23 protein-coding genes are annotated in these 24546 nt (G+C 68.1%); 12 read left to right on the top strand and 11 right to left on the bottom strand.

All coding sequences use genetic code 11. From position 1 onward, the window contains the following. The first annotated feature begins 162 nt into the window (after positions 1 to 162). Both mutL and miaA read left to right on the top strand, forming a co-directional pair. Complete coding sequence (mutL, locus tag FPJ27_RS22700) at positions 163 to 2145, top strand: DNA mismatch repair endonuclease MutL (RefSeq protein ID WP_072436256.1); 1983 nt, start codon at positions 163 to 165, stop codon at positions 2143 to 2145. After that, positions 2142 to 3116 (top strand): tRNA (adenosine(37)-N6)-dimethylallyltransferase MiaA, encoded by a 975-nt coding sequence (miaA, locus tag FPJ27_RS22695; protein WP_204425863.1) that lies wholly within the window; start codon positions 2142 to 2144, stop codon positions 3114 to 3116. Before mutL ends, miaA begins: the two co-directional genes overlap by 4 nt. Before the next feature lie 21 nt (positions 3117 to 3137). On the opposite strand, the gene tetR is transcribed toward miaA, so the two are convergent. Then, positions 3138 to 3770 carry a tetracycline resistance transcriptional repressor TetR gene (gene tetR, locus FPJ27_RS22690; RefSeq protein ID WP_204425862.1) on the bottom strand — a complete coding sequence of 211 codons (633 nt, stop codon included), beginning with the start codon at positions 3768 to 3770 and terminating at the stop codon, positions 3138 to 3140. A 62-nt stretch (positions 3771 to 3832) separates the two neighbouring features. Between tetR and tet(64) the strand changes: the two genes are divergently transcribed. Next, on the top strand, positions 3833 to 5026 hold the full coding sequence (gene tet(64) / locus FPJ27_RS22685) for a tetracycline efflux MFS transporter Tet(64) (RefSeq protein WP_204425861.1): 1194 nt from the start codon (positions 3833 to 3835) through the stop codon (positions 5024 to 5026). Positions 5027 to 5060: 34 nt separating this feature from the next. Here tet(64) and FPJ27_RS22680 read toward each other — a convergent pair whose 3' ends face one another. After that, positions 5061 to 5456, bottom strand: a complete 396-nt coding sequence (locus FPJ27_RS22680; RefSeq protein WP_034183413.1) for an SgcJ/EcaC family oxidoreductase — start codon at positions 5454 to 5456, stop codon at positions 5061 to 5063. A gap of 99 nt (positions 5457 to 5555) precedes the next feature. Then, positions 5556 to 6611: a phosphoribosylformylglycinamidine cyclo-ligase gene (gene purM, locus FPJ27_RS22675; protein ID WP_174379876.1), complete on the bottom strand. Its 1056-nt coding sequence runs from the start codon at positions 6609 to 6611 to the stop codon at positions 5556 to 5558. A 241-nt stretch (positions 6612 to 6852) separates the two neighbouring features. Between purM and hda the strand changes: the two genes are divergently transcribed. Genes hda through panB form a run of 6 tightly spaced genes read left to right on the top strand, consistent with a single transcriptional unit; the run spans position 6853 to position 11946 of the window. Then, on the top strand, positions 6853 to 7593 hold the full coding sequence (gene hda / locus FPJ27_RS22670) for a DnaA regulatory inactivator Hda (protein ID WP_279388899.1): 741 nt from the start codon (positions 6853 to 6855) through the stop codon (positions 7591 to 7593). Positions 7594 to 7604: 11 nt separating this feature from the next. Then, entirely contained in the window at positions 7605 to 8282 is a 678-nt protein-coding gene (locus FPJ27_RS22665; RefSeq protein WP_034182802.1) for an HAD family hydrolase, read from the top strand. 5 nt (positions 8283 to 8287) lie between these two features. Then, positions 8288 to 9826 carry a polynucleotide adenylyltransferase PcnB gene (gene pcnB / locus FPJ27_RS22660; protein WP_204425860.1) on the top strand — a complete coding sequence of 513 codons (1539 nt, stop codon included), beginning with the start codon at positions 8288 to 8290 and terminating at the stop codon, positions 9824 to 9826. A gap of 35 nt (positions 9827 to 9861) precedes the next feature. After that, positions 9862 to 10404, top strand: coding sequence for a 2-amino-4-hydroxy-6-hydroxymethyldihydropteridine diphosphokinase (gene folK, locus FPJ27_RS22655; RefSeq protein WP_204425859.1), 543 nt, complete (start codon positions 9862 to 9864; stop codon positions 10402 to 10404). Further along, positions 10401 to 11087, top strand: coding sequence for a deoxynucleoside kinase (locus FPJ27_RS22650; protein ID WP_072436264.1), 687 nt, complete (start codon positions 10401 to 10403; stop codon positions 11085 to 11087). Before folK ends, FPJ27_RS22650 begins: the two co-directional genes overlap by 4 nt. Before the next feature lie 43 nt (positions 11088 to 11130). Then, positions 11131 to 11946 (top strand): 3-methyl-2-oxobutanoate hydroxymethyltransferase, encoded by an 816-nt coding sequence (gene panB, locus FPJ27_RS22645; protein ID WP_072436265.1) that lies wholly within the window; start codon positions 11131 to 11133, stop codon positions 11944 to 11946. Between the two features lie 145 nt (positions 11947 to 12091). On the opposite strand, the gene FPJ27_RS22640 is transcribed toward panB, so the two are convergent. From FPJ27_RS22640 to grpE, 5 genes are all read right to left on the bottom strand, one after another. Further along, complete coding sequence (locus FPJ27_RS22640) at positions 12092 to 14029, bottom strand: bifunctional anthranilate synthase component I family protein/class IV aminotransferase (RefSeq protein WP_204425857.1); 1938 nt, start codon at positions 14027 to 14029, stop codon at positions 12092 to 12094. A 4-nt stretch (positions 14030 to 14033) separates the two neighbouring features. Beyond that, positions 14034 to 15170, bottom strand: a complete 1137-nt coding sequence (gene dnaJ, locus FPJ27_RS22635; RefSeq protein WP_072436267.1) for a molecular chaperone DnaJ — start codon at positions 15168 to 15170, stop codon at positions 14034 to 14036. 266 nt (positions 15171 to 15436) lie between these two features. Continuing rightward, on the bottom strand, positions 15437 to 17389 hold the full coding sequence (gene dnaK / locus FPJ27_RS22630; RefSeq protein WP_072436268.1) for a molecular chaperone DnaK: 1953 nt from the start codon (positions 17387 to 17389) through the stop codon (positions 15437 to 15439). 146 nt (positions 17390 to 17535) lie between these two features. Beyond that, positions 17536 to 17976 (bottom strand): thioredoxin family protein, encoded by a 441-nt coding sequence (locus FPJ27_RS22625; protein WP_204425855.1) that lies wholly within the window; start codon positions 17974 to 17976, stop codon positions 17536 to 17538. A 10-nt stretch (positions 17977 to 17986) separates the two neighbouring features. Further along, positions 17987 to 18532 carry a nucleotide exchange factor GrpE gene (gene grpE / locus FPJ27_RS22620; protein WP_034182793.1) on the bottom strand — a complete coding sequence of 182 codons (546 nt, stop codon included), beginning with the start codon at positions 18530 to 18532 and terminating at the stop codon, positions 17987 to 17989. A gap of 354 nt (positions 18533 to 18886) precedes the next feature. On the opposite strand from grpE, the gene FPJ27_RS22615 reads away from it, so the two are divergent. Continuing rightward, positions 18887 to 19048 (top strand): hypothetical protein, encoded by a 162-nt coding sequence (locus FPJ27_RS22615; protein ID WP_175962470.1) that lies wholly within the window; start codon positions 18887 to 18889, stop codon positions 19046 to 19048. On the opposite strand, the gene FPJ27_RS22610 is transcribed toward FPJ27_RS22615, so the two are convergent. From FPJ27_RS22610 to hrcA, 3 genes are all read right to left on the bottom strand, one after another. Then, positions 19020 to 19427, bottom strand: a complete 408-nt coding sequence (locus tag FPJ27_RS22610) for an RNA-binding S4 domain-containing protein (protein WP_204425853.1) — start codon at positions 19425 to 19427, stop codon at positions 19020 to 19022. The two genes, FPJ27_RS22615 and FPJ27_RS22610, sit on opposite strands and share 29 nt — an antisense overlap. A gap of 167 nt (positions 19428 to 19594) precedes the next feature. Next, positions 19595 to 20659, bottom strand: a complete 1065-nt coding sequence (gene hemH / locus FPJ27_RS22605; RefSeq protein ID WP_072436436.1) for a ferrochelatase — start codon at positions 20657 to 20659, stop codon at positions 19595 to 19597. A gap of 135 nt (positions 20660 to 20794) precedes the next feature. Further along, a complete protein-coding gene (gene hrcA, locus FPJ27_RS22600; RefSeq protein WP_011544637.1) occupies positions 20795 to 21817 on the bottom strand; it encodes a heat-inducible transcriptional repressor HrcA in 1023 nt (340 codons plus the stop codon). 131 nt (positions 21818 to 21948) lie between these two features. On the opposite strand from hrcA, the gene FPJ27_RS22595 reads away from it, so the two are divergent. Both FPJ27_RS22595 and recN read left to right on the top strand, forming a co-directional pair. Further along, the gene (locus FPJ27_RS22595; RefSeq protein WP_072436271.1) at positions 21949 to 22854 is read left to right on the top strand and encodes an NAD kinase; all 906 of its coding nucleotides are present in this window, start codon (positions 21949 to 21951) and stop codon (positions 22852 to 22854) included. A gap of 19 nt (positions 22855 to 22873) precedes the next feature. Then, a complete protein-coding gene (recN, locus tag FPJ27_RS22590; protein WP_072436272.1) occupies positions 22874 to 24523 on the top strand; it encodes a DNA repair protein RecN in 1650 nt (549 codons plus the stop codon). Positions 24524 to 24546 lie beyond the last annotated feature (23 nt).

Below are 24546 nucleotides of genomic sequence, written 5' to 3'. Positions count from 1 at the left end.
AAAGGGCGAAAGGACCGGAATGGTCGGAAAAGGCGGAAGCACCCGCCGGCCAAGGCGGCGCGCGCGACGGAGCCATCATACCGAAACTACCTTAAGGCTCCGTGAAAAAACGTAACTGCCGGCCGCCCCGGCACGCATCCGCCGCCTCGCTATAATTCGGCCATGTCCGATATCACCGAAACGGCCGCGGGCGCCGCGCCCGCCCCCGCTCCGCGCCCGCTGCGCGCGATCCAGCCCCTGCCCGACCAGCTGATCAGCCAGATCGCCGCGGGCGAGGTCGTCGAACGCCCGGCGTCGGTCGTCAAGGAGCTGCTCGAGAACGCGATGGATGCCGGCGCGACGACGCTGCGCATCGTGCTGGAAGAAGGCGGCGTCAAGCGCATCTCGATCACCGACGACGGTTGCGGGATTCCGCCCGACGAGCTGGCGCTCGCGCTGATGCGCCATGCCACCAGCAAGATCCGCTCGCTCGAGGAGCTCGAGGCGGTCGCGACGCTCGGATTCCGCGGCGAAGCGCTCGCGTCGATCGCGTCCGTCGCCGAGATGTCGATCACGAGCCGGACAACCGATGCCGCGCACGCGATGAAGATCGATGCGCAGACCGGCGTGCTGTCGCCCGCCGCCGGCTCGACCGGCACGACGATCGAGGTGCGCGAGCTGTACTTCAACACGCCCGCGCGGCGCAAGTTCCTGAAAAGCGAGCAGACCGAGTTCGGCCACTGCCTGGAAATGATCCGCCGCGCGGCGCTCGCGCGGCCGGACGTCGCAATCTCGGTGCTGCACAACGGCAAGGCCGTCGAGCACTGGAATGCGACCGAGCCCGCGCAGCGCGTCGCGAAGATCCTCGGCGACAGCTTCGCGACCGCGCACCTGCCGCTCGACGAACAGGCCGGCCCGCTCGCCGTCTACGGCTGCGCAGGCCTGCCGACTGCGAGCCGCGGGCGCGCCGACCAGCAATATTTCTTCGTCAACGGCCGCTTCGTGCGCGACAAGCTGCTGACGCACGCGGTGCGCGCGGCCTACGAGGACGTGCTGCACGGCGACCGCTACCCGTCGTACGTGCTGTTCCTCGACCTGCCGCCCGAAGCCGTCGACGTGAACGTGCATCCGTCGAAGATCGAGGTGCGCTTCCGCGATTCGCGCTCGATCCACCAGTACGTATTCCACGCGGTCCAGCGCGCGCTCGCGCGCCACGCGGGCGCGTCGCCGGAAACCACCGCGGGCGGTCACGCCGCGCACATCGAACCCGCGCCGCGCGGGCCCGCCTCGTTCCTGGACACGCCGCTCGGCCAAGGCCACGGCCCGGCCACCGGCGGCAGCGGCTTCTCGTCGCCGTCGTCATCGTCGGCGGGCAACACCTGGATGCGCCAGGCGCGGATGACGCAGGGCACGCTGCCCGTCGCGCAGCCGCTCGCGCTCTACGATGCGCTGTTCGGCCGCAAGGACAGCGGCGCGGGCACGCCGGACGGCACGACCGCCGTCGCCCGCGATTCGGCCGACGCGCCGGGTGCGCCGCTGCCGGGCTTCACCGCGTCGCCGATCGCCGCCACCGCGCACGACGAGCAGCCGCTCGGCTTCGCGCTCGGCCAGATCCACGGCATCTACGTGCTCGCGCAGAACGCGCACGGGCTCGTGATCGTCGACATGCACGCGGCCCACGAGCGGATCCTGTACGAACAGTTCAAGAACGCGCTCGCCGATCGCTCGGTCGCCGTGCAGCCGCTGCTGCTGCCGGTGTCGATGACGGCCACGCCGGTCGAGATCGGCACGGTCGAGGAGGAACGCGACACGCTGGAATCGCTCGGCTTCGATCTCGCGGTGCTGTCGCCGACGACGCTTGCGATCCGCGCGGTGCCGGCGCTGCTGAAGGATGCCGACCTGCAGTCGCTCGCGCGCGCGGTGCTCGCCGACCTGCACGCGTTCGGCGGCTCGCGCGTGCTCACCGAGCGTCAGCACGAACTGCTCGGCACGCTCGCGTGCCACCACGCGGTGCGCGCGAACCGGCGCCTGACGCTCGACGAGATGAACGCGCTGCTGCGCCAGATGGAGGCGACCGAGCGCGCGGACCAGTGCAATCACGGCCGGCCGACCTGGTATCAGCTCACGCTGAACGATCTCGACCGTCTCTTCATGCGCGGGCAATGAGCGCTCCTTCGCAGTCCACCCCGACGACGATCGCCTGCCTGCTCGGCCCCACCGCTTCGGGCAAGACGGCCGCGGCGCTGGCGCTCGCCGCGCGCCGCCCGATCGAGATCGTCAGCGTCGATTCGGCGCTCGTCTACCGCGACATGGATATCGGCACCGCGAAGCCGACTCGCGAAGAACGCGCGAGCGTGCCGCATCACCTGATCGACATCATCGATCCGGCCGACGCGTATTCGGCCGCGGAATTCCGCGCGGATGCGCTCCGCCTGATCGGCGAGATCGCCGCGCGCGGCCGCACGCCGCTGCTCGCGGGCGGCACGATGCTGTACTACAAGGCGCTGACGCAGGGGCTCAACGACCTGCCGGGCGCCGATCCGGACGTGCGCGCGCAGCTCGACGCCGACGCCGCGCGCGACGGCTGGCCCGCGCTGCATGCGCGGCTCGCGCAGGTCGATCCCGACACGGCCGCGCGGCTCGCGCCGAACGATTCGCAGCGGATCCAGCGTGCGCTCGAAATCTTCATGCTGAGCGGGCAGCCGATGTCGGCGCTGCTTGCCGCGCCGCGGCGCGCGGACGATGCGGCCGCCGCGTACCGCTTCGTGCCGGTCGCACTCGAACCGTCGGATCGCGCGGTACTGCACGCACGCATCGCGCAGCGCTTCGACGCGATGCTCGACGCGGGCTTCATCGACGAAGTCGAACGGCTGCGCCGTCGCGACGATCTCCATCCCGACCTGCCGTCGATGCGCTGCGTCGGCTATCGGCAGGCGTGGGAATTCCTCGACGGCGACACCGACTACCGGACGATGCGCGACAAGGGCATCTTCGCGACGCGCCAGCTGTGCAAGCGCCAGCTCACCTGGCTGCGCGCGATGCCGGAACGGATCGTCGTCGACTGCATCGCGCCGGACTCGACGGCCCGCGCGCTCGACGCGCTCGAACGCGTACTCGACGGCCGCGCGTCAGGCTGAACGAGCCGCCAGCAGCCCGCATCAGCCGCGCCGGCGCGCTGCCAGATGCGCGCGGGCGCCATCGACGATCAGCGCGACGCCGCGCTCGAACGCTTCGTCGCCGCCGCGCTCGCGCAGCGCGGCCCAGCCCTTCGCGAGCAGCGGATACCCGGCCGCGTCCGGCAGCGGCGCATCGGCTTCGCCGTCCGGCTTCGCCTGTTCTTCCAGCACCCATCCGACCACGAAGCGGCCGAGCGCATACATCACGTCGACCGCTTCGTCCGGCGCGAAGCCCGCATCGCAGAGCAGCGCGACCTTGCGTTCGATCGAACCGAAATGCAGCGCGCGCGGCCGCGTACCGGCATGCAGGCGCGCGCCGTCGCGATATGCGAGCAGCGCGTGGCGGAAACTGCGCGCGTTGCCGGCAAGCCACGCATCCCACGCTTCGCCCGGCCGCGGCAGCGACGCGCCGTGGCGCTCGAGCATGATCGCTTCGGCCATCGCGTCGAGCAGCTCGGCCTTGTTCCTGAAATGCCAGTAAAGCGTCGGCGACTGCACGCCGAGCCGCTCGGCGAGCCGCCGCGTCGACAGCCCGTCGATACCGACTTCATCAAGCAGTTCGAGCGCCGCGCGCAATACCGTATCGCGCGTCAATCGCGCCCCTGTGTCCTTCATCTCTATCACCGATAGGGGAACTATGGAATAATCGCCACTCTATCATCGATAGAGTCACCCTCTTGAATCCGTCCCTGATTGCCATCCTGGCCACGGTCCTGCTCGACGCGATCGGCGTCGGGACCGTGATGCCGATCCTGCCCGGCCTGCTGCGCTCGCTCGCCGGTGCGGGCCATACCGACACGCACTACGGCGTATTGCTCGCGCTGTACGCGTTCGCGCAGTTCCTGTGCGCGCCGCTGCTCGGCGCGCTGAGCGACCGCTTCGGCCGCCGGCCCGTACTGCTCGCGTCGCTCACGGGTGCCGCGCTCGACTACCTGCTGATGGCGCTCGCACCGACGCTTGCGTGGCTTTACGCGGGGCGGCTGATCGCGGGCATCACGGGTGCGAACGTGGCGGTCGCGACCGCGTACGTCACCGACGTCACGGCCGAACCCGACCGCGCACGGCGCTTCGGCCAGCTCGGCGCGATGATGGGCATCGGCTTCATCGCGGGCCCGCTGATCGGCGGGCTGCTCGGCGCGCTGCACCTGCGCGCGCCGTTCGTCGCGGCCGCGCTGCTCAATGCGCTGAATCTCCTGCTCGTGTGGCGAGCGCTGCCGGAATCGCGGCCGCGCCCGGCCCGCGCAGGCCGCACGGTCGCCGCGCTCAACCCGTTCGCGAGCCTGCGCCGGCTGAGCGGCGCACCCGCGCTCGTGCCGCTGATCGGCATCTACGTGATCGTCGCGCTGGTGTCGCAGGCGCCCGCGACGCTGTGGATCCTGTACGGCCAGGAACATTTCGGCTGGTCGACGCCGATCGCGGGGCTGTCGCTCGCGGGCTACGGCGCGTGCCATGCGCTCGCGCAGGCGTTCGCGATCGGGCCGCTGATCGCGCGGCTCGGCGAGCGTCGCGCGCTCGCGCTGGGGCTCGCGGGCGACGCGCTCGGGCTCGCGGCGATCGCGTTCGCGACCGCCGCATGGGTGCCGTTCGCGCTGCTGCCGCTGTTCGCGGCGGGCGGCATGACGCTGCCGGCGCTGCAGGCGATGCTCGCGCGGCAGGTCGACGATGCGCGCCAGGGCGAACTGCAGGGCACGCTCGCGAGCGTGGCCAGCCTGATCGGCGTGGCGGGCCCGCTGGTCGTCACCGCGACCTATGCGGCGACGCGCGCGACATGGCCGGGGCTCGTGTGGGCCGCGGCCGCGCTGCTCTATCTGCTCGTGCCGCCGTTGCTGGCCGGCACGCGGCCGGCGGGCGCACCGCGGCCGTCCGCCTGAGCGGCGGCGGGCGCCGCCATACGCATTGCCGCGCTCAGTGCGCGAGCGTCACGAGATTCGCATCGCGCACGAGCTGCCAGCGGCCGCCGGCCTTGCGGAAGATCGTCAGCGTATGGCCCGAGCGGCGGATCGTTTCGCCGCCCGGCGGCGTCGCGTCGATCTCGAGGAAATTGCGCATGTACGCCCAGTCGCCGATCACGCGCAGCTCGTCGATCCGGTAGCGGCCGTCGACCTTCGGTGCATGCTCCGCACCCGCGTTCGCTTCACGCGACGCGGCCGCGAACGCCGCCTTGTCGAACGGCGGCTTGCCGGCCACCATGAAGATCGCGTCGTCGGCGATCAGGTCGAGCACGGTCGCCAGATCGCCGCGCCGGCTCGACACGAACCAGTTTTCCACGAGCTCGCGGATCGCATGTTCGTCTTCGGTCATCGTCGTCCCTCCTTCATCGGCGCCGCACGCGCCCGAAAAAAAAGCCGCCCGGATCGACTCCGGGCGGCTTTCCCTGCTGCATCTGCTGCTGGCGGTGCGTCAGACCACGACCGTCTGCGCCTCGCCTTCGCGGGTCGCACGCACGGTGCCGATTTTCCACACCTGTTCGCCGGCGGCGCTCAGGTCGGCGATCGCCGCGTCGGCATCGGCCGCCGCGACGATCACGGCCATGCCGATCCCGCAGTTGAACACGCGGTGCATTTCCGCGTCGGCGACGCCGCCGTGCTCCTGCAGCCACTTGAACAGCGGCGGCAGCGGCCACGCGTTCTGGTCGAGCTCGGCGGTGAGGCCTTCGCGCAGCACGCGCGGAATGTTCTCGACGAGGCCGCCGCCCGTGATGTGCGCCATGCCCTTCACCGGCAGCTTCTGCATCAGCGCGAGCAGCGGCTTCACGTAGATGCGGGTCGGCGCCATCAGCGCGTCGGCGAGCGAGCGGCCGTGGAAATCGGCCGACAGGTCGGGGTTCGCGCGCTCGATGATCTTGCGCACGAGCGAGAAGCCGTTCGAGTGGATGCCGCTCGATGCGAGGCCCAGCACCACGTCGCCTTCGGCGATCGTGCTGCCGTCGATGATCTTGCTCTTCTCGACCGCACCGACCGCGAAGCCGGCCAGGTCGTATTCGCCGTCCGGGTACATGCCCGGCATTTCGGCCGTTTCGCCGCCGATCAGCGCGCAGCCCGACAGTTCGCAGCCCTGCGCGATGCCCTTGACGACCGTTGCGGCCGTATCGACGTCGAGCTTGCCGCACGCGAAGTAGTCGAGGAAGAACAGCGGCTCGGCGCCCTGCACGAGGATGTCGTTCACGCTCATCGCGACCAGATCCTGGCCGACCGTGTCGTGTTTGTTCAGATGAAACGCCAGCTTGAGCTTGGTGCCCACGCCGTCGGTGCCCGACACGAGCACGGGCTCGCGATACTTCTTCGGCACTTCGAACAGCGCGCCGAACCCGCCGATGCCGCCGAGCACGCCGTCGCGCAGGGTTTTCTTCGCAAAAGGCTTGATCTTGTCGATGAGCGCGTCGCCAGCGTCGATGTCGACGCCTGCGTCGCGATAGGACAGACCCTGAGCGTCGGGAGCGGATTTCGGAGGATTCATGGGGGAATGCGAGAAGGTCGGTAAAATGCGATTTTACCCGAAGCCGGCCCGTTGGCCGGAATTCCCAGCACCGAATCGTCAGGGATTGCATCTTGGTCGACACGTCCCCGTTTTCATCGCCCAGCGAGCCGCGCCGAAACCGGCGCGCCGCCGTGCGTGCGGTCGCGCGTGCAGCCCACGGAGCCGCGGTCCCCGGCGCGTGCCCGGCGTACGGCGCGCGTATTTTCAACCGACCCGCATTGTGACTGTGTCCCGTCAACTGACGCTCGATCTCGGCACGCCGCCGCCCGCCACGTTCGACAACTTCATCATGAGCGAGGAGAACGACGAGCTCGTCACGCGGCTGCAGAAGCTCGACCTCGCGCTCGCGGCGGGCCCCGTGCCGGACCGGTCGTTCTACATCTGGGGCGAGCCCGGCAGCGGCCGCAGCCACCTGCTGCAGGCGCTCGTGAGCGACGCGTCGTACGGCTATGCGCGCTACCTGACGCCGCAGAGCCCGCTCGGCGCGTTCACGTTCGACCCGCGCATCGGCATCTACGCGATCGACGACTGCGACCGGATGACCGACACGCAGCAGGTCGCGCTGTTCAACCTGTTCAACGAAGTCCGCGCGCATCCGTCGAGCGCGTTCGTCGCGGCGGGCCCCGCGGCGCCGCTCGCGCTCGACGTGCGCGAGGATCTGCGCACGCGCCTCGGCTGGGGGCTCGTGTTCCACCTGTCGCCGCCGTCCGACGCCGGCAAGATCGCCGTGCTCAAGCTCGCGGCGAAGGAGCGCGGGATCGCGCTCACCGACGACATCGCCGCCTACCTGCTGACCCATTTCCGCCGCGACATGCCGAGCCTGATGGCGCTGCTCGACGCGCTCGACCGCTTCTCGCTCGAGCAGAAACGCGCCGTCACGCTGCCGCTGCTGCGCCGCATGCTTGCGCGTCCCGGCGACGACATCACACCACCGGGCACGGGCCCGAACCGCTTCGAGTAAAATGCGCTTCCATGACTAATCTGGCACTCTTTGACCTCGATCACACGCTGATCCCGACCGATAGCGACCACGAATGGGGTCGCTTCATGGTGAAGCTCGGCATCGTCGACGCGGAAAGCTTCTCGCGTCAGAACGATCAGTTCTTCGCCGACTACAAGGCCGGCAAGCTCGACATCCATGCGTACCTCACGGCGATGCTCACGCCGCTCGCGAAATATTCGCGCGCGCAGCTCGCCGAATGGCACGAGCAGTACATGCACGAGGTGATCCGGCCCGCGATGACGCCCGCCGCGCTCGAACTCGTGCGCAAGCATCTCGATGCGGGCGACCTGTGCTGCGTCGTGACGGCGACCAACGAATTCATCACGCGCCCGATCGCGACCGCGTTCGGCGTCGATACGCTGATCGCGTGCGAAGTCGAAACGACCGACGGGCATCCCGATTCGCCGTACACGGGCCGGCCGACCGGCACGCCGAGCTATCGCGAAGGCAAGATCGTGCGTACCGAAGCATGGCTCGCGTCGCTCGGCAAGCACTGGGACGACTTCGCGCACAGCTACTTCTACAGCGACTCGCACAACGACATCCCGCTGCTCGAGAAAGTCACCGACCCGATCGCGACCAACCCTGACGACACGCTGCGTGCGCATGCAAGCACCCGCGGCTGGCGTATCCTCGATTTATTCTGAACGTCGTGATCAAAAAATTCATCCGCAAGCTGCTCGGCCAGGACGAAGCCCAGCAAACGCCCCCCGAAGCGGCTCCGGCCGACGAAGCGGCCCCTGCTGCCCCGCGCCCCACGAAAAGCGCACGCGGCGGCGCGAAGAAACCGCGCAGCAACCATGAGCCGACCGTCGTGCCGGCCAGCGTGCACCAGATCGATCCGTCGCTGATCTCGAGGAATGCCGTGCGCGTGACCGATACGCTGCAGCAGGCAGGCTTTCGCGCGTTCATCGTCGGCGGCGCGGTTCGCGACCTGCTGCTCGGCATCGCGCCGAAGGACTTCGACGTCGCGACCGACGCGACGCCGACCGAGGTGCAGCGCCTGTTCCGCCGCGCGCGCCTGATTGGTCGCCGCTTCCAGATCGTCCACGTGCAGTTCGGCCAGGAACTGATCGAGGTATCGACGTTCCGCGCGCTGGTCGACGCGCCGCCCGAGGCTGCCCCGTCGGCCGAACCGCCGAGGCGCCTGAAGCGCGACGAACTCGATCGCCGCACGCACGCGGTCGACGCGAGCGGCCGCGTGCTGCGCGACAACGTGTGGGGTGAGCAGCACGAAGATGCCGCGCGCCGCGACTTCACGATCAACGCGATGTACTACGACCCGTCGACGCAGACGGTGCTCGACTACCACGACGGGATGGCCGACATGCGCGCCCGCCTGCTGCGGATGATCGGCGACCCGGCCACGCGTTTCCGCGAGGATCCGGTGCGGATGCTGCGCGTCGTGCGCTTCGCGGCGAAGCTCGGCTTCGAGATCGAGCCGCATACGCGCGAGCCGATCAACGCGCTGGCGGACCTGATCAACAACGTGCCGGCCGCGCGCCTGTTCGACGAAATGCTGAAGCTGCTGCTGTCGGGCCATGCGCTCGCGTGCCTGAAGCAGTTGCGCAAGGAAGGCCTGCACCACGGGCTGCTGCCGCTCCTCGACGTCGTGCTCGAACAGCCGCAGGGCGAGAAGTTCATCACGCTCGCGCTGAACAATACCGACGCGCGCGTGCGCGCCGGCAAGACGGTATCGCCCGGTTTCCTGTTCGCGACGCTGCTGTGGCACGACATGCGCCAGCGCTTCGAGCAATACACGGCCGAAGGCGAGATCCCGGTGCCGGCGCTCCATCGCGCGATGGACGACGTGATCGACATGCAGACCGAGAAACTCGCGATCCACAAGCGTTATTCGGCCGACATGCGCGAGATCTGGGGCCTGCAGTTGCGCCTCGAGAAACGCTCGGGCCGCAGCGCGATGCGGCTGCTGGAACACCAAAGGTTTAGAGCGGGGTATGATTTCCTCCTGTTACGCTGCGAATCCGGCGAGCTCGATGCGGATGTCGGACAGTGGTGGACGGATTTCATCGAAGGCGACGCGGCTGCCCGCGAGGCATTGCTCACGCAGGGCGGCTCGAAGGAAAAGTCGCCCCGCAAGCGGCGCCGCCGCGGCGGCGCGCGAAACCGCAAGCCGGGTGAAGGTGCCGCCGAGCAGGCACCGGACACCGCGGGCGGTTCCGACGACTGACGCACGCGCCGGCGAACGACGTAGGAAGTGATGCCATGACGGTTGCATATATCGGACTGGGGGCGAATCTCGGCGATGCGCGCCAGACCCTGAAGGACGCGGTGGTGTGCCTCGCACAGCAGCGCACCATCTCGATCCTCGGCAAATCGAGCCTGTATCGCACGGCGCCGTTCGAAGCGGGCGGCGACGACTACTACAACTGCGCCGTCAAGCTCGACACGACGCTGTCTGCCCGCGAGTTGCTCGCGCTCTGCCAGAAGATCGAACATCACTTCGGGCGCGAGCGCCCGTATCGCAACGCGCCGCGCACGCTCGACCTCGACATCCTGCTGTTCGGCGCCGACTCGATCGACGAACCCGACCTGATCGTCCCGCACCCGCGCCTCACCGACCGCGCATTCGCACTCGTGCCGCTCGTCGAGATCGAGCCGGCACTCGACATCCCCGCGCGCGGCCGCGCCGATGCGTTCCTCGCCGCCGTCGCGGACCAGCGCGTCGAAAAGGTGCAGACCTGCCAGTGCCTGATGCAGAAGGCGCTCGCGGCCAGCGACGACACCGACAAGAACCGCTGCCGATGAACCCCACTCCGCTGACCGTCACCGCCCCCGACCTGCGCGCCCCGCACCGCTATCTCGTGATCGAAGGCCCGATCGGCGTCGGCAAGACGACGCTCGCGCGCCTGCTCGCCGAGCGCTGGTCGATGCAGACGCTGCTCGAACGCCCGCAGGACAATCCGTTCCTCGAACGCTTCTATCGCGACACCGCGCGCTACGCGCTGCCCGTGCAGCTGTCGTTCGCGCTGCAGCGCGCGCAGCAGGCGCGCGAACTGGTCGGCGCGCTGGAAACGGGCCGCCCCGTCGTCGCCGATTTCATGCCGCAGAAGAACGACATCTTCGCGCGGCTGAACCTGCCGGAAGACGAATGGCAGCTCTATCGGTCGATCGCGACGCACGTGGACGTGCCGCAGGCGCCGTCGCCCGACCTCGTCGTCTATCTGCAGGCGAGCCCCGAAGTGCTGTTCTCGCGCATCCAGAAGCGCGGGCTGCCGATGGAACTGCAGATCAGCGACACGTACCTGCGCTCGCTCGTCGACGCGTACAACGAATTTTTCTACCACTACGACCGCACGCCGGTGCTGACGGTCGCCGCGGAACACCTGAACCCGCTGGATTCCCCCGAAGATCTTGCGCTGCTGATCGAGCGCATCGAGACGATGCGCGGCCGCAAGGAATTCTTCGTCAAGGGCGAGACGACGCGCTGACGCGTCCCGCCTGTCGTTCTTCACCCATCGAACCGGATTTCCCATGACCTATCTCCAGGAATCGAGCCGGCCTGCCGTGACGGTACCCAAGCTGCAGGCAATGCGCGACGCCGGCGAGAAGATCGCGATGCTCACGTGCTACGACGCGAGCTTTGCCGCGCTGCTCGATCGCGCGGGCGCCGACGTGCTGCTGATCGGCGATTCGCTCGGCAACGTGCTGCAGGGCCATACGACCACGCTGCCCGTCACGCTCGACGACATCGCGTACCACACCGCCTGTGTCGCACGCGCACAGCCGCGCGCGCTGATCATGGCCGACCTGCCGTTCGGCACGTACGGCACGCCGTCCGAGGCGTTCGCGAGCGCCGTCAAGCTGATGCGCGCGGGCGCACAAATGATCAAGCTCGAAGGCGGCGAATGGCTCGCCGATACGATCCGCTTCCTCGTCGAGCGCGCGGTGCCCGTGTGTGCGCACGTGGGCCTCACGCCGCAATCGGTGCACGCGTTCGGCGGCTTCAAGGTGCAGGGCAAGACCGAGGCTGGCGCCGCGCAACTGCTGCGCGACGCGCGCGCGGTCGAAGCGGCCGGCGCGCAGGTCGTCCTGCTCGAGGCCGTGCCGACCCTCGTCGGGGCCGAGGTCACGCACATGCTGCGCGTTCCGACGATCGGCATCGGCGCGGGCGCGGACTGCTCGGGGCAGGTGCTCGTGCTGCACGACATGCTCGGGATCTTCCCCGGCAAGCGGCCGCGCTTCGTGAAGGATTTCATGCAGGGTCAGCCGAACATCCAGGCGGCCGTCGAAGCGTACGTGCGCGCGGTGAAGGACGGTTCGTTCCCCGGTCCGGAACATTCGTTCTGACGTGTACGGCCGGCAGCGCGTTCGCCGGCACCCGGATATGAAAAAGCGCGGCGTCCTTTGCGGGGCGCCGCGCTTTTTGTTGGTACGCTGCAAGAGTGAAGGTTCGCGGCGTCGCTGCAAGCACGGCGCGCGATTCATCACTTGATCACTTCAATACCGCGTCGAGCGCGCCACGCAGCGCATTGGTCAGCAGCAGCGCCTGCGCGCGCGCAAGATCGTCGCGGGTCACGACGCGCTCCGTCGCGCCGAACGCGCGGTCATCGAGCAGCACGCCGCGCATCACGCCCGGCAGCACGCCGGATGCCAGCGGCGGCGTCACCCACTGGCCGTCGAGCTTCACGAACAGGTTCGAGCGCCCGCCTTCCGTCACCTCGCCGCGCTCGTTGACGAACAGCATGTCGAAACCGCCGAGCGCCTCCGCCGCCTGCCACGCGCGATCGTATTCGGCGCGGCGCGTCGTCTTGTGCAAAAGCAGTGCGTCGCTCGCGCGGGTCGGCGCGAAACCGTGCTCGGACGCCAGCAGTACGCCGACCGGCCCCGCCGGCAGCGGCTTGAGCGGTGCCGCGACGATCTCGATCGTGCCGTCCTTCGCGAGCGAGAGCTTCATCCGGTAAGCACCGTCGCCGTCGAGCGCCGCACAGCGCGCGTCGATCTCGCGGCGCAACGCATCGGCATAGAACCGGAAGCCGAACGCATCCGCGCTGCGCTGCAGCCGCGCGAGATGACGATCGAGATGCCGGATGCCGTCCGCACGCGTGGCGGCGGTCGTTTCGAACAACTGGAAGCCGGGATCGGCGTCCGTCAGGAATCGCGCTTTCAATTCGCACTCCGCATATTCGTCGGCCGCGACGCTGTCGAGCACGATGCCCGCGCCGACACCCATCATGCCGCGGCGCCGGCCGGCGGTTGCCGTTGCCTGATCACGTGCTTCTTCGGTATCGGTGGCGGCCGCACCCTCTCCAGCCGCACCTTCGCCGGCCGCGTCCAGCGTCAGCGTGCGGATCGCGACCGACAGACAGAAATCGCCGCAACCGGCCGCGCGATTGCCGCGCGCATCGGAACCGGCGCCTTCCTGCGGCGCATCGAGCCAGCCGATCCCGCCCGTATAGAGCCCGCGCGGCGTCGACTCGATCGCGTCGATCAACTGCATCGTCATGTGCTTCGGCGCACCCGTGATCGATCCGCACGGAAACAATGCGCGCAGCATCTGCGCGAACGTCGTGCCGTCGCGCCAGCCGGCCTCGACCGTCGACGTCATCTGCCACACCGACGCATACGGCTCGACGGAGAACAGCGCCGGCACGCGAACCGTACCGGTGCGCGCGATCCGCGACACGTCGTTGCGCAACAGGTCGACGATCATCACGTTTTCCGCGCGGTTCTTCGGATCGCTCGCGAGGAACGCGGCAGCTGCCGCATCTTCGCGGGGATCGGCCGAACGCGGCGCGGTGCCCTTCATCGGCCGTGCGCGCAGCACGTCGCCGTGCTTCTCGACGAACAGTTCCGGCGAGCACGACACGACCCACGCGCCGTCAGGCAGCGCGATCAGCGCGCCATAACGCACGGGCTGGCGCGCGCGCAGCCGCCGGTACAGCGCGAGCGGCGTGCCGAATACGTCGAAATTCAGCCGGTACGTGTAGTTGATCTGATACGAATCGCCTGCGCGCAGCGCGTCGTGCACCGCGGCGATCGCCGCGTCGAACGCGTCGCGCGACACGCTCTTCGTCACATGCGCGACGCCCGCGATCGACGGCGAGCCGCTGCCGTCCTGCTGCGCGAGCCACGCGTCGACTTCGTCGCACGACAGGTGCTCGCAGCGCGCATATAGCAAAAAGCGCAGCGGGGCATCGCCCGGCTGCGCTCGTTGCAGGTTGCGTCCGAATTCGTAGTCGCCGACGACCACCGCATGCAGCCCGTCGCGCAGGTCCTGCGCAACCGCCGCGTCGATTTCGTCGAGCCGCGCCGGATCCGTGCACACGCGTTCGTGCACGAATCCCGAATACAAACGACTCGACCGCGCGGACGCGGTCGAGTCGCAATCGTCCAAGAGCGCGAACGACGCGCTCTCGCTGCCTTCAGTCATGCCATTACTCGAAGAAGCTCTTCACACGGTCGAACCAGCTCTTGCTCTGCGGGCTGTGACGCGCGCCGCCCTCGGCCAGCGACTTCTCGAACTGCTTGAGCAGATCGCGCTGGTGGTCGGTCAGCTTCACGGGCGTCTCGACCTGCACGTGCACGTACAGATCACCCGCGATGCTCGAACGCAGCCCCTTGATGCCCTTGCCGCGCAGGCGGAACGTCTTGCCCGACTGCGTGCCTTCCGGTACCGGGAACGACGCACGGCCGGCCAGCGTCGGCACCTCGATCTCGCCGCCAAGCGCGGCGGTCGTGAACGGGATCGGCATCTGGCAGTGGAGATCGTCGCCGTCGCGCTCGAACACCGCGTGCGGCTTGATGTGGATCTCGACGTACAGATCTCCCGGCGGCCCGCCGTTGATGCCCGGCTCGCCGTTGCCGGCCGAGCGGATCCGCATCCCGTCGTCGATCCCGGCCGGGATCTTCACTTCGAGCGTCTTGGTTTCCTTCACCTTGCCCGACCCGTGGCAGTGCACGCACGGCTCGGGGATATAAGTGCCGGTGCCATGGCACTTCGGGCAGGTCTGCTGGATGCTGAAGAAGCCCTGCGACATGCGCACCGTGCCCTGGCCGTGACAGGTCGGGCAGGTTTCCGGCTTCGTGCCGGGCTTCGCGCCCGACCCGTGGCAGACCTCGCACGACACCCAGCTCGGCACGCGGATCTGCGTGTCGTAGCCGTGCGCAGCCTGCTCGAGCGTGATTTCCATGCTGTAGCGCAGGTCGGCGCCGCGGTACACCTGCGGGCCGCCGCGGCCGCCGCGCGCGGCGCCGCCCGCGGCCTGGCCGAAGATGTCGCCGAAGATGTCGCCGAATGCATCCGCGAAGCCGCCGAAACCCTGTGCGCCCGCACCGCCCATGTTCGGATCGACGCCCGCGTGGCCGTACTGGTCGTACGCGGCCCGCTTCTGGCTGTCCGACAGCATTTCATAGGCTTCCTTCGCCTCCTTGAAATGCTCTTCCGCATCCTTGTTGTCCGGATTGCGGTCAGGGTGATGCTTCATCGCAAGCTTGCGATACGCCTTCTTGATTTCGTCGTCGCTCGCATTCTTCGCGACGCCCAGAACCTCGTAGTAATCCCGTTTCGCCATATCGATTCACTGTGCCGCCACGCATCGCGCACGCGGCGGCTCCTTTCGCCCGCAGTAAAGTCTCTCGACTCGTCTGGCGCTGCGCCCGTCCGCGGACGGCTCGCGCAGCACCCGCCAAAAAACAAATGTGCCCGGAGGGCCGCGAAGCCCGCCAGGCGTGGAGTCGATCCGGCCATCCGGAAGGAAAGACAGACCGCTTTTCAGCCGCTTGTCAGCCGCGCCGCGCGCGTTCGAGCGCGCGGCGTGCGGTGCCGTTGCAACCCGGCTTAGTCCTTCTTCACTTCCTTGAACTCGGCGTCGACGACGTCGTCGGCAGCCTGCTGCGCGCCACCCGCGTGGGCCGCGCCTTCCGCTGCACCCGCCGCGCCGGCGGCACCCGCCTGCTGGGCCTGCATGTCGGCGTACATCTTCTCGCCGAGCTTCTGCGAAACCTTGCCGAGCTCCTCGACCTTCGCGTCGATCGCCGCCTTGTCGGCCGACGTGTCCTTCAGCACTTCCTCGAGCGACTTCAGCGACGCTTCGATCGCTTCCTTCTCGCCCGCGTCCAGCTTGTCGCCGTACTCGGCGAGCGCCTTCTTCGTGCTGTGGACCAGCGCGTCGCCCTGGTTGCGCGAATCGGCCAGCTCGCGCAGCTTGTGGTCTTCCGCTGCGTTCGCTTCCGCGTCCTTGATCATCTGGTCGATTTCAGCCTCGGACAGACCCGAGTTGGCCTTGATCGTGATCTTGTTTTCCTTGCCGGTCGCCTTGTCCTTCGCGCCGACGTGCAGGATGCCGTTCGCGTCGATGTCGAAGGTCACTTCGATCTGCGGCACGCCGCGCGGTGCCGGCGGGATGCCTTCGAGGTTGAACTCGCCGAGCAGCTTGTTGCCTGCCGCCATTTCGCGTTCGCCCTGGAACACCTTGATCGTCACGGCGCCCTGGTTGTCGTCCGCCGTCGAATACACTTGCGCGTGCTTCGTCGGGATCGTCGTGTTCTTGCTGATCATCTTCGTCATCACGCCGCCGAGCGTCTCGATGCCGAGCGACAGCGGAGTCACGTCGAGCAGCAGCACGTCCTTGCGGTCGCCCGACAGGACCTGGCCCTGGATCGCCGCGCCAACCGCGACGGCTTCGTCCGGGTTCACGTCACGGCGCGGATCCTTGCCGAAGAACTCCTTCACCTTCTCCAGGACCTTCGGCATGCGGGTCTGGCCGCCGACCAGGATCACGTCGTCGATATCCGACACCTTGACGCCCGCGTCCTTGATCGCGATGCGGCACGGCTCGATCGTGCGCTCGACCAGATCCTCGACCAGCGCTTCCAGCTTCGCGCGGGTGATCTTCAGGTTCAAGTGCTTCGGGCCCGACGCGTCCGCCGTGATGTACGGCAGGTTGATTTCGGTCTGCTGGCTCGACGACAGCTCGATCTTCGCCTTTTCGGCGGCTTCCTTCAGGCGTTGCAGCGCGAGCACGTCCTTCGACAGGTCGACGCCCTGCTCCTTCTTGAACTCGCCAATGATGTAATCGATGATGCGCTGGTCGAAGTCCTCGCCGCCGAGGAACGTGTCGCCGTTGGTCGACAGCACTTCGAACTGCATTTCGCCGTCGACGTCCGCGATCTCGATGATCGACACGTCGAACGTGCCGCCGCCGAGGTCATACACGGCGATCTTGCGGTCGCCCTTCTCGGCCTTGTCGAGACCGAACGCGAGCGCGGCTGCCGTCGGCTCGTTGATGATCCGCTTGACTTCGAGGCCCGCGATGCGGCCGGCATCCTTGGTCGCCTGGCGCTGGCTGTCGTTGAAGTAAGCCGGCACCGTGATCACGGCTTCCGTGACCGGCTCGCCGAGGTAGTCTTCGGCCGTCTTCTTCATCTTGCGCAGCACTTCCGCCGAAACCTGCGGCGGCGCGAGCTTTTCGCCATGTGCCTCGACCCATGCATCGCCGTTGTCGGCCTTGATGATGGTGTACGGCATCAGGCCGATGTCCTTCTGGACTTCCTTCTCTTCGAAGCGGCGGCCGATCAGGCGCTTCACCGCGAACAGCGTGTTCTTCGGGTTGGTCACCGACTGACGCTTGGCCGGCGCGCCGACGAGCACTTCGTTGTCGTCCATGTATGCGATGATCGACGGCGTGGTGCGCGTGCCTTCCGAGTTCTCGATGACCTTGACCTGGTTGCCTTCCATGATGGCGACGCACGAGTTCGTGGTGCCGAGGTCAATACCGATGATCTTTCCCATTTTCCTAATCTCCAGAAATGCCTGTTTGCTGCGCGAAACCCTGCCTTTTTTGGCGGTTTCGCGCGCCAGAATTCAACTCTGTTTCCGAAATGCGTCCGTCCGGTCCGTTTTCAAGACCCGACAAGCGATGCGGATATTAAATTTTTTCAATCGCCGCTGGCTACCGGATCGCCGGTCGCCGGATCGCCGGCCGCCGGAACATGCCCCGCCGCCGCGATCTTCGCGCGCGCCGCCGAAACTGCCGCCTGGAACTGCGCGAGGCCATGCCAGCCCGTCGCGCGGCCGAGACGCTTGCCGCGGTGGAAGAAGAACCACGTCGGCACGCCGTGCAGCCCGAACCGGCGCCCGAGCTGATGGTGTTCGTACACGTTGCAATGGAACCACTTCAGGTCCAGCGCACGAATTGCATCGGGCTGGGCGAGCATCGCCTTCTTCGCGATCTCGCAGTTGAAGCAGTCGACGCCCCAGAAGAACACCACCGCCAGCGCGTCGCCCGCGCCTTCGATCCCCGCGTCGAACGTGTCCGCGGCCAGCGCCTGCATGTCGAACGCGTCGAACGCGGCCGGATCGACGCCGGCGGGAACCATCGCTGCAGCCTTACTTCGGCTGCGCGACGGTGACGAGCGCCGGACGCAGCACGCGGTCGGCGATCGTATAGCCCTTTTGCAGCACCGTGACGACGGTGTTCGGCTCCTGCTCGGCCGGCACCATCGAAATCGCCTGGTGCTGGTGCGGATCGAACTTCTCGCCGACCGGGTTGATCGCGACGACGCGGCCCTTCTCGAGCGCGCTCGTCAGCTGGCGCAGCGTCAGTTCGACGCCTTCGCGCACCTTCGCGATGTCGCCGGACGTGTCGCTGACGGCCGCTTCCAGGCTGTCCAGCACCGGCAGCAGGTGTTCCGCGAAGCTCTCGATCGCGAACTTGTGCGCCTTCGAGACGTCGTCCTGCGCGCGGCGGCGCACGTTCTCGGTCTCGGCCTTCGCCCGCAGGAAGCTCTCCTGCAGCTCGGCGACCTTGGCTTGAGCCTCCGCGAGCGCCGCGTCGGCTGCTTCGGCGGCGGGAGCGGCGCCTTGCGCCGCCTGCTTCTCGCTGCCGATGTCTTCGGCCGATTGGGTAGACGGGTTCTCTTGCGTGTTTTCCATGTCGCTGAAAGTCGATTAGAGGTTGAAGCCAAATCGGCAACCGCCGGATCGTATACCTGGCGGCACCGCACATCGTTGGTGCAAATAAGGGCGAAAACCGCGATTTCAAGACGGTTATTCGCCGGCATTCTCCAATACCGCGAAACAACCGCTCGCTCCGCCGGTGCAGGCCTCGCATAGTCCGCCAGATCGGGCGAAACGGCCTGTAACAACGCTTACGTGGCAAGTACTAGCTTGGCACAGGCCCGCTGCACTACACTCCACTCAAGCGTCGGAAAAGCGTGTTTACCCTAGCTGACCGTCGCCTTACATCCACCTGGCGCCGTGTTTACCCTTCTTTCGAGGGGGAGTACCGTGAAACTGACCTTTGCGATATCGTTGGTCGCGCTGGTACTCATTGCCGGCACCACCACCATCTGCCTGTCGGGAGCCGTTACCGACCGCACGACCGAATACGGAAGCGCGCGGGCGACCTTCGACCAGATGTTCAGCTCCCACCAGAAAATCTGTCGATGATGCGCCGGTCGCGCTTCGTCGGCCGGCCGTGCAGTTGGGCCGCCGGCTCGCGATACGTGCGGCGCCGCTCCAGTTCAACGAGCCGCGCGGCCCGCCCCGCTTCCGTTTCCTCGTAAAGCGTCTGTGCGACGCTCGCCGGTCCGCGCACGTCGCACACGCCCAGCACGGCAATGTGCCAGACGATGCCGTCGATCGCAATCTCGACCTCGTCGCCGACGCGCACCTCCTTCGCCGGCTTGACTGCCGCGCCGCCGATCTTCACGTGCCCCTTGTCGACTGCATCGGTCGCGAGCGAGCGCGTCTTGAAGAACCGGGCCGCCCACAGCCATTTGTCGACGCGCAGCTTCGCGCCCGGTTCCGTGGAAATCTTGTAGTTCATGTCAGCCTCCGCCGGGCCGCCCCAAGGAGGCTAACCACCCCCTCGGGGGGCAGCGAACAAAGAGAGCGTGGGGGTCGTTTCACGTCAGCCTCCGCCGGGCCGCCCCAAGGAGGCCGACCGCCTCCCCAGGGCGCAGCGAATGAAGTGAGCGTGCGATTCGTTCCATGTCAGCTCACCGTTTCGGGCTGCGCGGCCCTGACGGGCCAGCCCTGCAGGTTCTCGGCGACGATCTCGCCGATCGCGCCGAGCCATGCGGGCGCGCCGTTCAGGCATGGAATGCGGTGGAACGCCTTGCCGCCGCCGGCGAGGAATTCGTCGCGCACTTCCATGCCGATCTCCTCGATCGTCTCCAGGCAATCGGCCGTGAAGCCGGGGCAGAACACGTCGGCCCGCCGCACGCCGGCCTCGCCGAACCCGCGCAGCGTCGGCGCCGTGTAAGGCTGCAGCCATTCGGCCTTGCCGAAGCGCGACTGGAAGGTGACGCGGCATTCGGTCGTCGACAGCCCGAGCGCGGCCATCAGCAACGCGCCCGTCTGCTGGCACTGGTCGTGATAGGGGTCGCCGAGGTCGAGCGTGCGCTTCGGCACGCCGTGAAAGCTCAGCACGAGCTTGTCGCCGGCCGCGAAGTCGGGCCGGCCGTGCTGCGCCCAGTACTGGCGCACCTGCTCGGCGAGCGCGTGGATATAGGCCGGGTGGTCGGCGTAGTGCCGCACCGTGCGCACCTCCGGCTGGTTGCGCATGCGCGCGAGCGCGTCGAATGCGGCATCGAACGCGGTGGCCGTGGTCGACGCCGAGTATTGCGGATACATCGGCATCAGCAGCACGCGCTCGACGCCCGAGCGCTTGAACTGCGCGAGCGCGTGCGCAATGTTCGGGCTGCCGTAGCGCATCGCGTAGTCGACCAGCACGTGATAGCCGTTCGACACGAGCAGATGCCGCACGCCGTCGGTCTGACGCTCGGTGTGCACGCGCAGCGGCGAGCCCTCGGGCATCCATACGGCCGCGTATTTCTTCGCGGACGCGCGGCCGCGCAGCGGCAGGATCAGCGTGCGCAGCAGCACCTGCCAGACGGCCTGCGGGATTTCGACGACCCGCGGATCCGACAGGAATTCGGCCAGATAGCGCCGCACCGCGCGCGGCGTGGGGGCGTCGGGCGTGCCGAGATTGATCAGCAGCACGCCGATACGATGGGCGGCCGCGGTGCTCGAAGGCGGCTCAAGATCGAAACGCATGGGCAAGAACGTGCTCGGGGCACGGGACCGGACGGCTCTCAATTATAGCGGGCCGCCCGGTGCCGTTCGGCCGACTGTCGGCGCAGGCGGCGCCGCGGCACGATGACGGGGCGGGATCGGGCTGGCGATTGCCGGCTACTGCTGACTCAGCGTGAGCGACAGCAGGCGCGCGGTGATGTCGACGATCGGTATCACGCGGTTGTACGCCATGCGGGTCGGGCCGATCACGCCGAGCGTGCCGACGATCTGCCCGTTCACCTCGTAAGGCGCGGTGACGACGCTCATTTCCTCGATCGGCACGAGCGTCGATTCGCCGCCGATGAAGATCTGCACGCCCTGGGCGTGGCTCGACACGTCGAGCAGTTGCAGGAGGCCCGTCTTTTGGTCGAACACGTCGAACAGCTTGCGCAGCCGCGCCATGTCGGAGGAAAGATCCGCCACCTCGAGCAGGTTGCGCTCGCCGGAAATCAGCACGGTGTCCTCGGTGTCGGGCACCTCGGTGCTGGCCGTCACGGCCGCGTGCATCAGCGTGGTCATGTCGCCGCGCAACTGGTCGATCTCGTCGCGCAGGCGGCGGCGCACCTCGTCGAACGACAGGCCGGCGAAATGCGCGTTGATGTAGTTGGACGCCTCGGTCAGCTGCGACGGCGAATAGTCGCGCGGCGTCGCGAGCATCCGGTTCTGCACGTCGCCCTCGGGCGTGACGATGATCAGCAGGATGCGCTTGTCCGACAGGCGCATGAACTCGATCTGCTTGAACACGTGGCTACGGCGCGGCGTCAGCACGACGCCCGCGAACTGCGACAGGTTCGACAGCACGCTCGCGGCGGCAGCCACCACCCGCTGCTGCGGCTCGCCGGCCTGCAGCGTGTTCTGCACCTGCCGCGCGACGGCCTCGGCATCGATCGGCGCCTCGACCGTCAGCATCGTGTCGACGAACAGCCGGTAGCCGCGCGGCGTCGGCACGCGGCCGGCCGACGTGTGCGGGCTCGACACGAGGCCGAGCTCCTCCAGGTCGGACATCACGTTGCGGATCGTCGCCGGGCTCAGCTCGAGCCCGGAATAACGGGACAACGTGCGCGATCCGACTGGCTGACCGTCGGCGATATACCGTTCGATCAGGGTTTTCAGGAGGGTTCGTGCGCGAGGATCTAGCATGGTGGAAAATTTTAGCGCAACCACGCGACCGCGGCGAGTGGCGTCGGCCACCGTTGCGCGGGCCGGCCCGATCCGGCCCCGTCCGCGCACATCCGGTTCTTTTCGTCAACGAGCTATGGTGTAATGCCGGCATGAAAACCGGTAATCAGTTCAACACCGTCGCGCTCGTCGGCCGGAGCAACACGCCCGGCATCGCCGAGCCGCTCGCCACCCTGGCTGCCAGCCTGGCGAAGCTGGGCTTCGAGGTCGTCTTCGAAGGCGATACCGCGCGCGAGTTCGGCATCGCCGGCTATCCGGCGCTCACCCCGGCCGAAATCGGGGCGCGTGCGGACGTGGCGGTCGTGCTGGGCGGCGACGGCACGATGCTCGGCATCGGCCGCCAGCTCGCGCCGTACCGGACACCGCTGATCGGCATCAACCACGGGCGGCTCGGCTTCATCACGGACATCGCGGCGGCCGACATGCACGCGCTCGTCCCCGTGATGCTGGCGGGCAAGTTCGAACGCGAGGAGCGCTCGCTGCTCGAGGCCAGGATCGTGCGCGACGGCGAACCGATCTACCACGCGCTCGCGTTCAACGACGTCGTCGTGAACCGCAGCGGCTTCTCCGGGATGGTCGAGCTGCGCGCGTCGGTCGACGGCCGGTACATGTACAACCAGCGTTCGGACGGCCTGATCGTCGCCACGCCGACGGGCTCGACCGCGTACGCGCTGTCGTCGGCCGGCCCGATCCTCCATCCGCAGCTTCAGGGCATCGTGCTCGTGCCGATCGCGCCGCACGCGCTGTCGAACCGGCCGATCGTGCTGCCCGACGATTCGAAGATCGCGATCCAGATCGTCGGCGGGCGCGACGTCAACGTGAACTTCGACATGCAGTCGTTCACCTCGCTCGAACTGAACGACACGATCGAGGTGCGCCGCTCGAAGCACACGGTGCCGTTCCTGCACCCGATCGGCTACAGCTACTACGCGACGCTGCGCAAGAAGCTGCACTGGAACGAACACGCGTCGAACGAAGACGACGACACGGCGTCCTGACGCCCCACCGCCCGACACCATGCTCCGCCACCTCTCGATCCGCGACTTCGTCATCGTGGCCGCGCTCGATCTCGAATTCGACAGCGGCTTTTCCGTCTTTTCCGGCGAAACCGGCGCCGGGAAATCGATCCTGATCGACGCCCTCGCCCTCGCGCTCGGCGAACGTGCCGACGCGAGCGTCGTGCGCACCGGCTGCGGCCGCGCCGACATCACGGCCGAATTCACGCCGCACGATCGTGTCGCGCGCTGGCTCGACGAACACGCGTTCGATGCCGAGGACACCGTGATGCTGCGCCGCGTGATCGACGCGAACGGCCGGTCGCGCGCGTTCATCAACGGCACCAGCGCGACGCTCGCGCAACTGCGCGAACTCGGCGAGATGCTCGTCGACATCCACGGCCAGCACGCGCACCAGCTGCTGATGCGGCCCGATGCGCAGCGCGAGCTGTTCGACACGCACGCGGGGCTCGTCGCCGATGCCGCGAACGTCGCGCGCGCGTGGCGCGTCTGGCGCGACGCGACGCAGGCGATCGACGCCGCGAAGGCGCACGAGCGCGAGCTGCAGCTCGAACGCGAAAAGCTCGCGTGGCAGCTCGCGGAGCTCGACAAGCTCGCGCCGCAAGCCGGCGAATGGGACGAAGTCAGCAACGAGCACAAGCGCCTGTCGCATTCGGCGAACCTGATCGAAGGCGTGCGCGGCGCGCTCAACGCGCTGTCCGAGTCCGACGACGCGATGCTCGCGCAGCTCGGCGCGATCGTGTCGAAGCTGCGCAGCCTCGCCGACTACGACACCGCGCTCGGCGACGCGCTCGCGTCGCTCGAACCGGCCGAAATCCAGCTGCAGGAAGCCGTCTATTCGCTGTCGCACTATGCGCAGCGCGTCGATCTCGATCCCGAGCGGCTTGCGCAGGTCGAAACGCGTCTCGATGCGCTGCACTCGACCGCCCGCAAGTTCCGGCTGCCGCCCGACACGCTGCACGAAGAACATGCGGCTCGCCGCGCGCAGCTCGCCGCGCTCGACGCGGCCGCCGATCTCGGCGCGCTCGAGGCGGTGCAGGCCAAGGCGCGGGAAGCCTATCTCGCCGACGCGAAACACCTGTCGAAGGCGCGCGCGCAGGCCGCCAAGGCACTGGGCACGGCCGTCACGGCCGGCATGCAGGAACTGTCGATGGCGGGCGGAAGTTTCGAAGTCGCGCTCGTGCCGCTCGCCGACGGCGGCCCGCACGGGCTCGAGCAGGTCGAGTTCCGGGTCGCCGGGCACGCCGGCGTGCCGCTGCGGCCGCTCGCGAAGGTCGCGTCGGGCGGCGAGCTCGCGCGGATCAGCCTCGCGCTCGCCGTGATCGCGAGCGCGGCGAGCCCGACGCCGACGCTGATCTTCGACGAAGTCGATACGGGGATCGGCGGCGGCGTCGCCGAAGTGGTCGGCCGCCTGCTGCACCAGCTCGGGCGCGACCGCCAGGTGCTGTGCGTGACGCACCTGCCGCAGGTTGCCGCGCGCGGCGACCACCACTTCCAGGTCGCGAAGGGCGCCGACAACCGCGGCGGCACGGTATCGACGGTCGTCGCGCTCGACCGCGCCAACCGGATCGAGGAAGTCGCGCGGATGCTCGGCGGGCTCGAGATCACGGCGACGACGCGCAAGCACGCGAAGGAAATGCTGGCGGCCTGACGCGGCCGTCGGGCTGTCCCGCT

Origin of the sequence: Burkholderia sp. MS455 (genome assembly GCF_016899445.1) — a bacterium.
Classification (GTDB): domain Bacteria; phylum Pseudomonadota; class Gammaproteobacteria; order Burkholderiales; family Burkholderiaceae; genus Burkholderia; species Burkholderia pyrrocinia_C.
The sequence above is the reverse complement of the archived record's forward strand: the minus strand, read 5'-3'. Positions and strand labels throughout refer to the sequence as shown.

Coding starts and splice junctions, on each gene's coding strand:
- tetR (WP_204425862.1), bottom strand. CDS start 3,770: ATGAAGGACACAGGGGCGCGATTGACGCGCGATACGGTATTGCGCGCG.
- hrcA (WP_011544637.1), bottom strand. CDS start 21,817: ATGCTAGATCCTCGCGCACGAACCCTCCTGAAAACCCTGATCGAACGG.
- folK (WP_204425859.1), top strand. CDS start 9,862: ATGACGGTTGCATATATCGGACTGGGGGCGAATCTCGGCGATGCGCGC.
- FPJ27_RS22665 (WP_034182802.1), top strand. CDS start 7,605: ATGACTAATCTGGCACTCTTTGACCTCGATCACACGCTGATCCCGACC.
- purM (WP_174379876.1), bottom strand. CDS start 6,611: ATGAATCCTCCGAAATCCGCTCCCGACGCTCAGGGTCTGTCCTATCGC.
- FPJ27_RS22680 (WP_034183413.1), bottom strand. CDS start 5,456: ATGACCGAAGACGAACATGCGATCCGCGAGCTCGTGGAAAACTGGTTC.
- FPJ27_RS22650 (WP_072436264.1), top strand. CDS start 10,401: ATGAACCCCACTCCGCTGACCGTCACCGCCCCCGACCTGCGCGCCCCG.
- dnaK (WP_072436268.1), bottom strand. CDS start 17,389: ATGGGAAAGATCATCGGTATTGACCTCGGCACCACGAACTCGTGCGTC.
- FPJ27_RS22610 (WP_204425853.1), bottom strand. CDS start 19,427: ATGAACTACAAGATTTCCACGGAACCGGGCGCGAAGCTGCGCGTCGAC.
- dnaJ (WP_072436267.1), bottom strand. CDS start 15,170: ATGGCGAAACGGGATTACTACGAGGTTCTGGGCGTCGCGAAGAATGCG.
- FPJ27_RS22625 (WP_204425855.1), bottom strand. CDS start 17,976: ATGGTTCCCGCCGGCGTCGATCCGGCCGCGTTCGACGCGTTCGACATG.
- FPJ27_RS22640 (WP_204425857.1), bottom strand. CDS start 14,029: ATGACTGAAGGCAGCGAGAGCGCGTCGTTCGCGCTCTTGGACGATTGC.
- mutL (WP_072436256.1), top strand. CDS start 163: ATGTCCGATATCACCGAAACGGCCGCGGGCGCCGCGCCCGCCCCCGCT.
- hemH (WP_072436436.1), bottom strand. CDS start 20,659: ATGCGTTTCGATCTTGAGCCGCCTTCGAGCACCGCGGCCGCCCATCGT.
- grpE (WP_034182793.1), bottom strand. CDS start 18,532: ATGGAAAACACGCAAGAGAACCCGTCTACCCAATCGGCCGAAGACATC.
- FPJ27_RS22595 (WP_072436271.1), top strand. CDS start 21,949: ATGAAAACCGGTAATCAGTTCAACACCGTCGCGCTCGTCGGCCGGAGC.
- miaA (WP_204425863.1), top strand. CDS start 2,142: ATGAGCGCTCCTTCGCAGTCCACCCCGACGACGATCGCCTGCCTGCTC.
- panB (WP_072436265.1), top strand. CDS start 11,131: ATGACCTATCTCCAGGAATCGAGCCGGCCTGCCGTGACGGTACCCAAG.
- recN (WP_072436272.1), top strand. CDS start 22,874: ATGCTCCGCCACCTCTCGATCCGCGACTTCGTCATCGTGGCCGCGCTC.